Origin of the sequence: Devosia sp. RR2S18 (assembly GCF_030177755.1) — a bacterium.
GTDB classification, from domain to species: Bacteria; Pseudomonadota; Alphaproteobacteria; order Rhizobiales; family Devosiaceae; genus Devosia; species Devosia rhizosphaerae.
Genome location: NZ_CP126539.1, coordinates 3,401,705 through 3,414,144, shown reverse-complemented (window position 1 = coordinate 3,414,144; position 12,440 = coordinate 3,401,705). Strand labels below are relative to the sequence as shown.

13 protein-coding genes and 1 riboswitch are annotated in these 12,440 nt (G+C 63.6%); of the genes, 8 read left to right on the top strand and 5 right to left on the bottom strand.

From position 1 onward, the window contains the following. Position 1: 1 nt before the first annotated feature. The 6 genes from QOV41_RS16785 to rsmD all read left to right on the top strand — a co-directional run bounded on the left by QOV41_RS16785 (position 2) and on the right by rsmD (position 8,060). Positions 2-976, top strand: coding sequence for a bifunctional riboflavin kinase/FAD synthetase (locus QOV41_RS16785; protein ID WP_284577943.1), 975 nt, complete (start codon positions 2-4; stop codon positions 974-976). 193 nt (positions 977-1,169) lie between these two features. Further along, positions 1,170-4,142, top strand: a complete 2,973-nt coding sequence (gene ileS / locus QOV41_RS16780; protein WP_284577942.1) for an isoleucine--tRNA ligase — start codon at positions 1,170-1,172, stop codon at positions 4,140-4,142. A gap of 127 nt (positions 4,143-4,269) precedes the next feature. Beyond that, positions 4,270-4,854 carry a signal peptidase II gene (gene lspA / locus QOV41_RS16775; RefSeq protein WP_284577941.1) on the top strand — a complete coding sequence of 195 codons (585 nt, stop codon included), beginning with the start codon at positions 4,270-4,272 and terminating at the stop codon, positions 4,852-4,854. Between the two features lie 84 nt (positions 4,855-4,938). Further along, a complete protein-coding gene (locus QOV41_RS16770; protein WP_284577940.1) occupies positions 4,939-5,637 on the top strand; it encodes a hypothetical protein in 699 nt (232 codons plus the stop codon). 107 nt (positions 5,638-5,744) lie between these two features. Continuing rightward, positions 5,745-7,502: a pseudouridine synthase gene (locus tag QOV41_RS16765; RefSeq protein ID WP_284577939.1), complete on the top strand. Its 1,758-nt coding sequence runs from the start codon at positions 5,745-5,747 to the stop codon at positions 7,500-7,502. Positions 7,503-7,505: 3 nt separating this feature from the next. Next, entirely contained in the window at positions 7,506-8,060 is a 555-nt protein-coding gene (rsmD, locus tag QOV41_RS16760; RefSeq protein ID WP_284577938.1) for a 16S rRNA (guanine(966)-N(2))-methyltransferase RsmD, read from the top strand. 9 nt (positions 8,061-8,069) lie between these two features. Here the strand turns inward: rsmD and QOV41_RS16755 are convergent, their stop codons facing one another. From QOV41_RS16755 to QOV41_RS16745, 3 genes are read right to left on the bottom strand one after another with little or no spacing between them, the layout of a single operon-like run. Next, on the bottom strand, positions 8,070-8,486 hold the full coding sequence (locus tag QOV41_RS16755) for a Fur family transcriptional regulator (protein WP_284577937.1): 417 nt from the start codon (positions 8,484-8,486) through the stop codon (positions 8,070-8,072). Beyond that, a complete protein-coding gene (locus QOV41_RS16750) occupies positions 8,476-9,294 on the bottom strand; it encodes a metal ABC transporter permease (RefSeq protein WP_284577936.1) in 819 nt (272 codons plus the stop codon). The genes QOV41_RS16755 and QOV41_RS16750 overlap by 11 nt, the downstream gene beginning before the upstream one ends. Then, positions 9,284-10,066: an ATP-binding cassette domain-containing protein gene (locus QOV41_RS16745; protein ID WP_284577935.1), complete on the bottom strand. Its 783-nt coding sequence runs from the start codon at positions 10,064-10,066 to the stop codon at positions 9,284-9,286. The genes QOV41_RS16750 and QOV41_RS16745 overlap by 11 nt, the downstream gene beginning before the upstream one ends. Before the next feature lie 97 nt (positions 10,067-10,163). Here QOV41_RS16745 and QOV41_RS16740 point away from each other — a divergent pair, with 97 nt between their 5' ends. Then, positions 10,164-11,252 (top strand): zinc ABC transporter substrate-binding protein, encoded by a 1,089-nt coding sequence (locus tag QOV41_RS16740; RefSeq protein ID WP_284577934.1) that lies wholly within the window; start codon positions 10,164-10,166, stop codon positions 11,250-11,252. On the opposite strand, the gene QOV41_RS16735 is transcribed toward QOV41_RS16740, so the two are convergent. After that, positions 11,233-11,589 (bottom strand): DMT family protein, encoded by a 357-nt coding sequence (locus tag QOV41_RS16735; RefSeq protein WP_284577933.1) that lies wholly within the window; start codon positions 11,587-11,589, stop codon positions 11,233-11,235. The genes QOV41_RS16740 and QOV41_RS16735 overlap by 20 nt on opposite strands. 58 nt (positions 11,590-11,647) lie before the next feature. Beyond that, positions 11,648-11,902, bottom strand: coding sequence for a DUF2164 domain-containing protein (locus QOV41_RS16730; RefSeq protein WP_284577932.1), 255 nt, complete (start codon positions 11,900-11,902; stop codon positions 11,648-11,650). Positions 11,903-11,965: 63 nt separating this feature from the next. Next, positions 11,966-12,183, top strand: a riboswitch (cobalamin riboswitch). A gap of 37 nt (positions 12,184-12,220) precedes the next feature. Here QOV41_RS16730 and QOV41_RS16725 point away from each other — a divergent pair. Next, complete coding sequence (locus QOV41_RS16725; RefSeq protein WP_284577931.1) at positions 12,221-12,400, top strand: CbtB domain-containing protein; 180 nt, start codon at positions 12,221-12,223, stop codon at positions 12,398-12,400. The last annotated feature ends 40 nt before the right edge of the window (positions 12,401-12,440 follow it).

Below are 12,440 nucleotides of genomic sequence, written 5' to 3'. Positions count from 1 at the left end.
CGTGAGCGACTTTCTCCGTCTCTTGGACCTGGAAAAAGTGCCCGCTCAAATGCGTGGTGCCTTCGTTGCCATTGGCAATTTCGACGGTTTCCATCGGGGCCATCAGAGCGTGGTCGAGACCCTGAAAGCCCGCGCCAGTGCTGCTGGTGTTCCTGCGGTGGTGCTGACTTTCGAGCCGCACCCGCGCGATGTCTTCGCGCCCAGTCCATTCATGTTCCGCCTGACCGAAGGCAACGAAAAGGCCAAGCTTGCCGAAGCCTTCGGACTCGATGGGATCGTCATCCTGCCCTTTACGCGCGATTTCTCGCAGATCGAGGCGGAAGATTTCGTGCAGCGCTTTCTCGTCGATGCGCTGGGCGCCAGCGGAGTTATCGTCGGGTCAGACTTCCATTTCGGCCGGCAGCGCCGCGGCACCCCCAACTTCCTCAAGGAAGCGGGGCAGCGGCATGGTTTTGCCGTGGATACCCTGTCCTTGACCGATGAGGGTGACGAGCCGATCTCATCCTCCCGCATTCGGGCGGCGCTTTCCGAAGGGGCTGTCTCGGCGGCCAATCGGCTGTTGGGCTATCACTGGTTCTTCGATGGTTGCGTGGTCAAGGGTGACCAGCGCGGGCGTGAACTGGGTTATCCGACCGCCAATACGACTACCCATGTCGGCTTCCAGCTCGCCCAAGGCGTCTATGCCGTGCGTGCCCGCATCGGAAACCGCCTGCTCGATGGCGTCGCGGCCTATGGTAAACCGATGTTCAACAATCAGCGGCCGCCCTTTGAAACGCACCTCTTCGATTTCGACGAGGATATCTATGGGCAGACCATTTCCGTGGCGCTGATCGGCCATATTCGGGGGCAGGAGGTCTTTTCCGGCCTCGACGATCTCATCGCGGCCATGGACCGCGACAGCCGCAAGGCGCGCGACCTGCTCGCCGCCGCGGTGCCGTTGAGCGGGCTTGATCGCAAACTGGGGTTCTTTGGATAATACCCCACCCGGCCTCCCCCTGAGAGGGGGAGGTGAGCCGTCGTGCTACCCATTGGCTTATCGTACTCTATCATTCCCTCCCTCTGCCCGGGGGAGGTTAGGTGGGGGTAGCCACTAGACGAAATCACCCTTTGCCCCACCGCGCCCACCTTGCTAAAAGGCGCGCAATTCTCCCAACCTTGATTGCCGTTCCATGACCGATACCGTCGCGAGCGCCGCTGAAACCGACTATTCGTCGACGCTGTTCCTGCCCCAGACCGAGTTCCCCATGCGCGCTGGCTTGCCGGCTCGTGAACCTATCTGGCTCAAGCGCTGGGAAGATATGGACATTTATGGTCTGCAGCGCGAGCAGGCCAAGGATCGGCCGCTCTTTACGCTGCATGACGGCCCGCCCTACGCCAATGGCAACATCCATATCGGGCACGCGCTCAACAAGACGCTCAAGGATTTCGTCGCGCGCTCCATGCAGATGCTGGGCCACAACTCGGCCTATGTGCCGGGCTGGGATTGCCACGGCCTGCCCATCGAATGGAAGATCGAGGAGCAGTACCGCGCCAAGGGCAAGGACAAGAACGAGGTTCCGGTGGTTGAATTCCGCCAGGAATGCCGCACCTTTGCCGAGCAGTGGGTGGGCATCCAGCGCGAGGAGTTCAAGCGCTTAGGTGTGCTCGGCGAGTGGGACAATCCCTATCTCACCATGAGCTTTGACGCCGAGGCGCAGATCGCGCGCGAGCTGATGAAGGTCGCGACCTCCGGCCAGCTCTACCGCGGCTCCAAGCCCGTGATGTGGTCGGTGGTCGAGCGTACGGCCTTGGCCGAAGCGGAAATCGAGTACCAGGACTATGAGAGCGACACCATCTGGGTGAAGTTCCCGATCCTCGGCGCCTCGACGCCCGTCGACACCCACACCGACACCGGCTTTGCCGATGCCGCCGCGGGCATCCGGGGTCTCGAGGGCGCCCATGTGGTGATCTGGACCACCACGCCTTGGACCATCCCCGCCAACCGGGCGATCTCCTATTCTCACCGCATCTCCTATGGGCTCTACGAGGTCACCGAAGCGCCGGAGGGCAATTGGGCGGCCATGGGCGAGCATTATGTGCTGGCCGACAATCTGGCTGCCGAGGTGTTCGGCAAGGCCAAAGTCACGGGCTTTAATCGCCTCCATGATGTCGATCCAGGCACCATCACCGCGTGTGCCCATCCGCTCAAGGGCTTTGGCGGTGGATACCAGTTCTACGTGCCGTTGCTCGATGGCGAGCACGTGACCGACGAGGCCGGCACCGGCTTCGTTCACACTGCCCCCAGCCATGGTCTCGACGACTTTGACGTCTGGATGAACAATGGCCGCACGCTCACCGAGCGCGGCATCGACACAACCATCCCCTATGTGGTCGACGACGCCGGCTTCTACACCAAGGATGCGCCGGGCTTCGAAGGCGCACGTGTGATTGATGACACCGGCAAGAAGGGCGACGCCAACCAGCGGGTCATCACCGCCCTTGCCGAGGCCGGTGCCATGGTGGCCCGCGGCCGTTTCAAGCACCAGTACCCTCATTCTTGGCGCTCCAAGAAGCCGGTGATCTTCCGCAACACGCCGCAATGGTTCGTCTATATGGACCGCCCGATCGGCGGCGCCGAGGGCGATACGCTGCGCGCGCGCGCCCTGTCGGCCATCGACGCCACCAAATTCTACCCCGCTGCCGGGCAGAACCGCATCCGCGCCATGATCGCCGACCGTCCCGACTGGGTGCTCAGCCGCCAGCGCGCCTGGGGCGTGCCGATCACGGTGTTCGTGCACAAGGAAACCAGCGAGATCCTCAAGGACGATACGGTCAATCACCGCATCGCCCAGAGCTTCGAGGAAGAGGGCGCCGACGCCTGGTATAAGCCTGGTGCCGCCGAACGCTATCTCGGGGCGGACTACAACGCGGGCGATTACGAGATGGTCCGCGACGTGCTCGATGTGTGGTTCGACTCGGGCTCAACCCATGCCTTTGTGCTGCGCAACAAGCAGAAATGGCCGCATCTCAAATTCCCGGCCTCGATGTATCTTGAAGGCTCGGACCAGCACCGTGGCTGGTTCCACTCCTCGCTGCTTGAATCCTGCGCCACCAATGGCCACGCGCCCTATGACAGCGTGCTCACCCATGGCTTTACCATGGACGGTGAAGGCAAGAAGATGAGCAAGTCGCTGGGCAATACCGTCGCCCCGCAGGACATCATCAAGCAATACGGCGCCGATATCCTGCGCCTCTGGGTGGCTTCGTCCGACTATTCGGAAGATTTGCGTCTGGGCAAGGAGATCATCCAGACCACCGTCGACAGCTATCGAAAGCTGCGCAACACCCTGCGGTGGCTGCTGGGCAATCTGGCGCACTACGAAGCCAAGGACGCGGTTGCGTTCGGTGACATGCCCGAGCTCGAGCGGCTGATGCTGCACCGGGTGGCGCAGCTCGATGGTCAGGTGCGGGACGCCTACAAGGAATATGACTACCGCAAGGTCGTCACCGTCCTCACCAATTTTATGAACATCGAGCTTTCGGCGTTCTATTTCGACATCCGCAAGGATGCGCTCTACTGCGATCCGATCTCCTCGGTGCGCCGCCGCGCCGCGCTGACCGTGCTCAATCATCTCTTTGAATGCCTAACCGCCTGGCTGGCACCCATCCTGGTCTTCACCATGGAAGAGTGCTGGCTGGAGCGTTACCCCGAGGACGGCAGCAGCGTGCACCTGCGGCTCTTTCCCGAGGTGCCGGCCGAGTGGCTGGATTCAGATCTGGCCAGCAATTGGCAACTGATCCGTGCCGTCCGTCGCGTGGTGACCGGCGCGCTCGAAATCGAACGGCGCGAAAAGCGCATCGGCTCATCGCTTGAAGCGGCGCCCAAGGTTTATATCAGTGACGAGCGCTACCGCACGGCACTCGAAGGCCAAGATATGGCGGAAATCGCCATCACTTCGGACGTCGAGATCCTTGCCGGCGAGAGCGAAGGCTTCCGTCTCGAGGAGGTGCCGGGCGTCACCGTGGTGCCGGCCCCGGCGCAAGGCCAGCGTTGCGCCCGCTCCTGGAAGGTGCTGCCCGAAGTGGGCACCGATCCCGAGTTCCCGGACGTCACCCTGCGCGACGCCCAGGCGCTGCGCGAGCGCGCGGCGGCCGGACTCTGAGAGTGGGTCGTGTATATGGGAACCCCCACCTAGCCTCCCCCTGGGAGGGGGAGGGACAGGCTTGCGGGTTTGACTGCATCCAGCCCAGAACGCGGAACTGTTCCTCCCCCCAGTGGGGGGAGGCTAGGTGGGGGCGCGCAATCCCCTCGTGAGCCTCCATTTCCTCCGCCACCCCTCCGCGCTTATTTCCCTGCTCGCCGGCATTCTCGCCTTTGCCATCGATCGAGCCCACAAAGCCTATCATGTCGCGAGCGAGTGCATTGCCCTGGGCCAGGCGCAGTGCGTCGAGATATTCACGCACTATATTCCCCTCGGCATGACCGGCTGGCGGGGCGGCGAGATCGTGCGGCTCACCGACTTTTTCGACTACGTGCTCGTCTGGAACACCGGCATCTCCTATGGCCTTCTGGGTGACCTCCCCGTCTGGGCTCTGGGGATCATCATGCTGGTTGCCATCATCGGGCTCTCGGTCTGGTGGTGGCGGGCAGATACCCTGCTGATCCGGCTAGCGCTGGCGCTCTGTGTCGGCGGGGCGCTCTCCAATGCGCTGGATCGGCTGCTCTACGGAGCAGTTGCCGATTTCTTCCACTTCCACTGGGGCCAGTATTCGTTCTACATCTTCAACATTGCTGATATGGCCATCACTGCCGGTGTCATCCTGTTATTTGTGGACGCGCTGGGCTTGGGAAAACCCCGCAAGGCAGTAGGCTGACCGGCAAGAACACGTTGCCGCCAGAATCTGGTCTTAGGCGACGCTATGCTGTATAAGCGCCGCCGACATCGACAAGGACGTTTCATGCGTAATGGATTGACCGGGCAGCACGCTGCTCTCTCCGCTGCCGCCCGTGCGGGAATCGCCGCTCTCGGCCTTGTTCTAGCGCTGGGCCTGGGTGCTTGCACCACCATGGAAGGCACCAATGCGATGACCGACATCGGCACCTTCGAGCGCGAGGTGCTCAATCCCACAGCGGCCGGCATCGGGCTCATCCCCGGCGCCGCCGAAAAGGACGACCTCACCACTGCCCGCGCGCCGCTGGTGCTGCCCAGGAGCGCCGATGCGCTGCCGGCACCCACCCAGCAGGTGGCCGGCGCGCAACTGCCCGCCAACAGCGATACGGTGCGCATCGATGCGTCCAACCTCACCGAGGCCGACATTCAGCGCCTGCGCAATGCCAAGGTCGTCGATCTCCGCACCTTGGCCGGCCGGCCGTTGACCCCTGAGGAAGCGCGGACGCTCACCGCGCGCATGCAGCAGGCCAATATGCAGGTCACTGCCAACCAACAGCGCCCGCTCTACCTGCCACCGGATGAGTACTTCACTCGGGTTGGTGATGCCGAGATGGTCTGCGCGATTGGCAATGGCGAAGTGGTTTCCCTGCGTGATCCGCGCTGCCCCGCCGAAGTGCGCCGTGCACTCCAGCAGAGCGGCCCGAGCAGCCGCACGCTCAGCAACGATCCGCAGGGCCGCTTGCTCGGCAGTGAGATCGGCCAGTAGCAGGTCTGTCGCCTGCCAATGATTGTTACCGTGCGGCTGGCTTGGTTCAGCCGCACTTTTTCTTTTCCGCGCCGCCCATCCGGGTCACGCATGTCAGGAGTCCGCCCGTGAGCGACACCCCCACCCAGCCCTCTACCGGCGATCGTCTCGCCAAGGTCATCGCCCGTTCCGGCCTCTGCTCGCGCCGCGACGCCGAGACCTGGATCACCGCCGGCCGCGTCACCGTCAACGGCAAGAAGGTGCTGACACCAGCCTTCAATGTCACCGATCGCGATAAGATTATGGTCGACGGCGCGCCATTGGCCGCCCGCCAGGGCACGCGCGTCTGGCTCTATCACAAGCCGGCAGGTTTGGTGGTCACCGAGAAAGATCCAGAAGGTCGCTCAACCGTTTTCGAGGCGGTGGAAGCGCTGGGCTTGCCCCGCGTGGTCTCGGTTGGTCGGCTCGATATCAACACCGAAGGCCTCTTGCTCCTCACCAATGATGGGGGGCTCAAGCGCGTGCTCGAACTGCCCGCCACCGGCTGGCTGCGCCGCTATCGCGTGCGGGCCCATGGTTCGGTCACCCAGGCCGCTTTGGACCAGCTCAAGGACGGCATCGAGGTCGATGGCGTCCGATACGGCTCCATCGAAGCCACGCTGGAGCGCGAGCAGGGCAGCAATGTCTGGATGGTCATGGCCCTGCGCGAAGGCAAGAACCGGGAGGTCAAGAACGTGCTTGGCGCCTTGGGTCTCGAGGTTAATCGCCTGATCCGCGTCAGCTATGGTCCGTTCCAGCTCAACGACATTCCCGTTGGCGGCATCGAGACGGTGCGGGCCAAGGTCCTGCGCGACCAGCTCGGCAAAAAGCTCGCCGATGCGGCCGATGTCGATTTCGACAGCGAGATGCCCGAAATCAGCCAGTTGGTTGGCAAGCCCACGCGCGAACGTGAGACCGGCCGCGGCACCAACACCGTCGAGATCGCGCGCCAGCGCTTTCGCTTCACCGACCACGCTGAAAAGACCGAGGAAGAGTGGCGCGCCGAGCGGCCGCGCCAGGATCGCCCCGGGCGCTTCGACACGCGCAAGCCCATGGCCCGCCGTCCCGAGCCGCGCGAAGAGGACATGGCGCCGCCTCGCCGCATCCATTTCGACGAGGACGGTCGGGCCCCCGAAGAGTTCAAGCAGAAAAATCTCGGCAAGCGTCCCGGTCGACCCGATCCGGACGAACAACCCGCCCGCAATTTCGGCAAGCGGCCTGAGCGTCCCGCCAAGACGGACCGGCCTGCCAAGAAGGACTGGGATGCCAAGAGCGACCGGCCCGCTCGTGGCGCCAAGCCGGCCTTCGGTGACCGCCCAGCCTTTGGTGACAAGAAGCCCTTCGGCGCCAAGAAGCCTTTCGGTGACCGGCCCCGCCGCGAGGAGGGCGACCGGCCCAGTCGCGGTTTTGCCGAGCGCCCCCGCGCCGGCAAACCTGCCGGCGATCGCCCGCGCGCGCCTCGCCGCACCGATGCGCCTGGTGCCGAGCGGCCGGCACGCAGCTTTGCGCCGCGAGTTCGGCCAGACAGCGAGCGCGGCGCAGGGGCCGCCGTCGCGTCCAAGCGCCCTGGCCGCAACTTCTCCGACAATCCCAAGAGCTTCCGCACCGATGGGCCACGGCCGCCGCGCGCGGCCCGCCCTGGCCGCGACGAGCTTGGTCCCACCAGCAAGACCTATGGCAAGCCGGCCACCCGGCGTGACGGCAAGCCCCATCCTAAGAGAGAAGGCGCAGCGCCGCCGCGCAGTGGCCGGCCGGGTGGTCGTCCTTCCGGTGGCGCAGGTCGTCCCGCCGGCAAGCCCGGCGGTGGGGCAGGGCGCCCGAGCGGCCCACGCAAGCCGCGGGGCTAAACCGTGCGGATTGTTGCGGGCAAACATCGCGGCAAGCAGTTGAACTCACCGTCGGACGGCTCGATCCGCCCGACGGCCGATCGCGTGCGCGAATCCATGTTCAACATTCTTGCTTCGCGCCTCGGCCCGGTATTCGAGGGTGTTCGTGTCCTAGACCTCTTTGCCGGTACCGGCGCGCTGGGGCTCGAGGCCCTTTCGCGCGGGGCCACGCATGTGACGTTCGTCGACACCGGAGCCGAGGCGCGTGGTCTCATTCGCGATCATATCGAAGCCTTTGGGGCAGGCGGCGTTGCCAAGCTCTTGCGGCGTGATGCGACCGCTTTGGGTGTGCCCGGCTCGATCAAGCCGTTTGACCTGGTTTTCCTCGACCCGCCTTATGGGCAGGGCTTGGGCGAGAAGGCCCTTGCCGGTCTACACGCCGATAATTGGCTGGCGCCGGATGCCACCATTGTCTTCGAAGAAAGCGCCGACGCCGAGATCACGATGCCCGCCGGCTTTGAGCTTGATGACCGCCGCGAATATGGTGCCGCCGCAGTCCACTTCCTGCGGCTAGTCTAGCGTAAAGCGCTAAGCTGCCGCCTTCAGGCAATCCGCGCATTTGCCGCGGATTTCCATCGTCGTGCGCTCGACCTTGAAGCCCTTCTTGCCGGCCCAGTTTCCCAGCCGCTCCTCGATGGCAGGGTCGGCAAACTCGTCCACCTTGCCGCAGTTCTCGCAAATGGCGAAGGCGATGAGGCCCTTGCGGTGGCAGTGCGTGTCGGCGCAGGCCACGAACGCATTGAGCGACTCCAGCCGATGCGCCAGCCCACGTTCGACGAGCTTGTCGAGCGCTCGATAGATCTGCAGGGGTGCCCGCAGACCCTCGCTCCGCAACCGGTCGAGGATGTCATAGGCACTGAGCGGCAGGCCGGACTGGCTGAGAGCGTCGAGCACCAGATTCTGGTTGCGCGTCAGATCTGCCGGAATGTCGTGGCTATGCGCCATCGCTTGCTCTCCTGCCAAACAGCCGCCCGACGGGAACCGCCAGCGACACCAAAAACACTATTAGAGCCATTACCACGATTGAGGGTCCCGATGCGGTATCCCAATTTCTTGAACCGAATAATCCGCCTACCACGGCAATGCCGCCCAGAATGGCTGCCACCCCGGCCATCTGTTCAGGCGTAGCGCTGAGCCGCCGTGCCGTTGCCGCCGGAATGATCAGCAGCGAAGTAATCAGCAGCACGCCTACCAACTTCATGGCGATGGCGATGACGCTGGCCATGAGAATCATCAGGACCAGCCGCGCTGCTTCGGGCCGCAGGCCCTCGGCCTCGGCCAGCTCGGGGCTGACAGTTGAGGCGAGCAGCGGCCGCCAGCTCATGAACAAGACCAGCAAGATTGCTGCCCCGCCGCCATAGATGATGGCGATGTCTTCCACCGTGACCGCGAGGATATCGCCAAACAGGAAGCCCATGAGATCGATGCGGACGGTGGTGAGGAACCCCACCAGCACGAGCCCAACCGCCAGGGTGGAGTGGCTGAGAATGCCCAACAGTGCGTCGGTCGAGAGCGTTGCCTGCCGTTGCAGCACGATCAGCGCTCCGGCCACCAGCACCGCTACGGCAAAGACGCCCAGCGTCATGTTGAGCGACAGGAGGATCGAGAGCGCCACGCCCAGAAGCGCCGAATGAGCCATGGTATCGCCGAAATAGGCCATGCGCCGCCACACCACAAAGCAGCCCAACGGACCGGCGACGAGCGCCAAGCCAATGCCGGCGACCAGCGCACGCGTGAAATAATCACCGAGCATGCTGGTGCTCCGCATGCTCGTGGTGGTGCACGTGGCCGTCGACGCCATGCTCATGGTCGTGATGGTGCTCGTAAAGCGCCAGCGTTTCGGAGCCCACCTCGCCAAAGAGGCGCAGATATTCCGGGCTGCGCTGCACCGAAGAGGGCGTGCCGCTGCAGCACACATGCCCATTGAGGCAGATCACCGTGTCGGTTTCGGCCATCACCACATGCAGGTCATGGCTGATCATGAGAATGCCCGCCCGCGTCGTATCGCGGATCTGCCGCACCAATTGATAGAGCGCGACCTCCCCCGAATAGTCGACGCCCTGCACCGGCTCGTCGAGCACCAGCAGGTCCGGCTGGCGGATCATCGCCCGCGCGAACAGCACGCGCTGGAATTCCCCGCCCGACAGCTCCTGCACGGCCGCTTTGCGCAGCCGTGTTGCGCCCACCGTCTCCAGTGCTTCGCTGATCGCAGTGTCGGAATGCCGCCCGGTCAGGGTCAAGAGGCGCTCCACGGTCAGCGGCAGCGTCCAGTCGATGGTAAGCTTTTGCGGCACATAGCCGATGGTAAGCCCTGACTTGCGCCGCACTGTCCCGCTGGTGGGCTTGAGCACGCCCGTCGCCATCTTGGCAGTCGTCGATTTGCCCGAACCATTAGGCCCGATCAAGGTGACGATCTCGCCGCGCGCAATGGTGAGGTCGACGCCGCTGACCAGCGTGCGTCCGCCGCGGCTTACCCCGGCACTGTGTAAAGTAATGAGGATGTCGCGATCCGCGCGTACGTCCATGTCTCTTCTCCGGGGCCAACCCCCTTGACGCTTTTCCATACGTTATAGCATAACGACGCCTCAAGCGTAATAATATAACATTCTCACGAGGTCGATCATGAAGCTCACCCTCCCGCTCGCTTTGGTCCTGTCCACCAGTTTAACGAGCGGCGCCTGGGCCGTTCCCAATGTGGTGGCCTCGGTCAAGCCCGTCCACGCCCTAGTGGCGGCTGTCATGGGCGATCTCGGCGAACCTACGCTGATCGTCGACGGCGCCGCCTCGCCGCACACCTATGCGCTCAAGCCGTCCGACGCGGGCGCGCTGGAGACTGCCGATATCGTGTTCTGGAGCGGCCACGGCATGGAGGTGTTTCTTGAAGGCGCCCTCAACAGCCTTTCGAGCGGCGCCGAGGTGGTGGCGCTATCGGAAGCCCCAGGCATCGAACTCCTGCCAGTCCGTGAAGGCGGGGTGTTCGAGGCGCATAGTCATGGCGAGGAAGGTCATGAGGACCACACCCACCAAGGGCACGACGACGCCGAGCACACCCATGAGGCGGATCATGATCATGAGCATGAAGGCGGGCACACCCACGAGGACCACGCCGACGACCATGAGGATCATGCCGCTGAAGAAGGTCACGACCACGGCCACGAGGGGCATGATCACGATCATGCCCACGAGGGCGGCGACATGCATTTCTGGCTCGATCCGGCCAATGCCAAGCTGATGGTTACCCAGATCGCGACGACGCTCTCCGCCGCCGACCCGGAAAACGCCACCACCTACACCGCCAACGCCGAGACCGAGATCGCTGCTCTCGAAGAACTGACCACCGAGATCGAGGCTTTGCTCGAGCCGGTCCGGGACCAGCCCTTCCTGGTCTTTCACGATGCCTACCAGTATTTCGAACAGCGTTTCGGGCTGACGCTGGCCGGCTCGGTGACCGTCTCGCCTGAAGTCATGCCCGGCGCCCGCCGCATCGATGAGCTGCGCACTCGCGTGGGCGAACTGGGCGCCACCTGCGTCTTTGCCGAACCCAATTTCGAGCCGGCCATCATCAATGCCATCGTCGAGGGCACGGGCGCTCAGGCCGGCGTGCTGGATCCTGAAGGCGCGGACCTTATCCCCGGACCCGATCTTTACGCCGAACTGCTGCGTGGCCTCGCCACCGACATGGTGGACTGCCTCACTTCAGCGGCCCCTTGAAGATAAAAAAGGCGCCGAGCGCGATAAGCGCAAAGCCGATACCGTGGTTCCAGGTGAGCTTTTCGCCCAGGTAAAACACGGCAAAGAGCACAAAGACTGAGAGGGAAATAACCTCCTGGATCGTCTTCAGCTCGGCGCCTGAATAAACGCCATAGCCGATGCGGTTGGCGGGTACCGCCAGCCAATATTCGAAAAAGGCTATACCCCAACTCACCAGCACCACTACCCACAGCGCGGCGCTGGGGAATTTGAGGTGCCCGTACCAGGCAAAGGTCATGAAGAGGTTGGATGCGAGCAACAGCCCGATCGGGGCGAGGGTGGCAACGTTGAGGCCCAATTCTGTCTCCGGAGCAGCGGCACCTGTCTAGCATGCCGCTGCCGCGCCGCAATCTGGTCTAGCGGAGATGCTTGGTCGGCTGCTCCAATCCAAAAATTTCGTCGCTGACATCGTCGAGCTTTTTGCGCACCAGGGCCTGCGCATCGTAAAGACCGCGATTATAGAAATAGGCGCCCATCTTCTCGGCAAAGAACTGCATCAGCATTTCGGCGGGAATGGCGCCGATCTGCTGGTCCAACTCCTCGCGGAAATAGTCCTGGATCTCGCCGACAAGGGCCCTGGTTTCCTCGCGGCTGAACTTGATTGGCTGCATCGGTCATCTCCTTTGCGTGCAGCTCTAGCGCGAGTCGGCGTTGCCAGCAGGGGCAAAGAGTGGCAAAGCTAGAGCCGTGTTGGTTTCCCGCGCCCATGAGTGGCAAGGGAATCAAAAGGGAACACGGTGCGGCGTACCCAGAAGGGACCAAATCCGTGGCTGCCCCCGCAACTGTAAGCGGTGGGCGCTCTCATTCTGCCACTGGCTTCTGAGGAAGCCGGGAAGGCGAGAGTGCTGCATTCACCGCCAGCCAGGAGACCTGCCGGCACGCAAGCCGGGCGAAGAGCCCATGATTGTTCCGCGCACGGAGGGTGCCGCATGAATACCACTGTTTCGACTGGCCTCCAGTCTCTCTCGATTTCCCAGCGCCTCGTCGCTGGCTCGCTCGCGCTGGCGCTCGGCCTTGTACTGCTCGTCGGTACCGGTTTTGCCGGGGATTACCGCCTGCACAACGGCGCGCACGACACGCGCCATGCCATGGGCTTTCCCTGCCACTGAGCCAGTTCCCCTGACCCTTTGGGGCTGTTGAGCAAACGAG

What these genes read in the sequence shown, in the direction of transcription:
- QOV41_RS16745 (WP_284577935.1), bottom strand. Translation starts at nt 10,066, where the DNA reads ATGGACGTACGCGCGGATCGCGACATCCTCATTACTTTACACAGTGCC.
- QOV41_RS16750 (WP_284577936.1), bottom strand. Translation starts at nt 9,294, where the DNA reads ATGCTCGGTGATTATTTCACGCGTGCGCTGGTCGCCGGCATTGGCTTG.
- QOV41_RS16755 (WP_284577937.1), bottom strand. Translation starts at nt 8,486, where the DNA reads ATGGCGCATAGCCACGACATTCCGGCAGATCTGACGCGCAACCAGAAT.
- QOV41_RS16725 (WP_284577931.1), top strand. Translation starts at nt 12,221, where the DNA reads ATGAATACCACTGTTTCGACTGGCCTCCAGTCTCTCTCGATTTCCCAG.
- QOV41_RS16740 (WP_284577934.1), top strand. Translation starts at nt 10,164, where the DNA reads ATGAAGCTCACCCTCCCGCTCGCTTTGGTCCTGTCCACCAGTTTAACG.
- ileS (WP_284577942.1), top strand. Translation starts at nt 1,170, where the DNA reads ATGACCGATACCGTCGCGAGCGCCGCTGAAACCGACTATTCGTCGACG.
- QOV41_RS16770 (WP_284577940.1), top strand. Translation starts at nt 4,939, where the DNA reads ATGCGTAATGGATTGACCGGGCAGCACGCTGCTCTCTCCGCTGCCGCC.
- QOV41_RS16730 (WP_284577932.1), bottom strand. Translation starts at nt 11,902, where the DNA reads ATGCAGCCAATCAAGTTCAGCCGCGAGGAAACCAGGGCCCTTGTCGGC.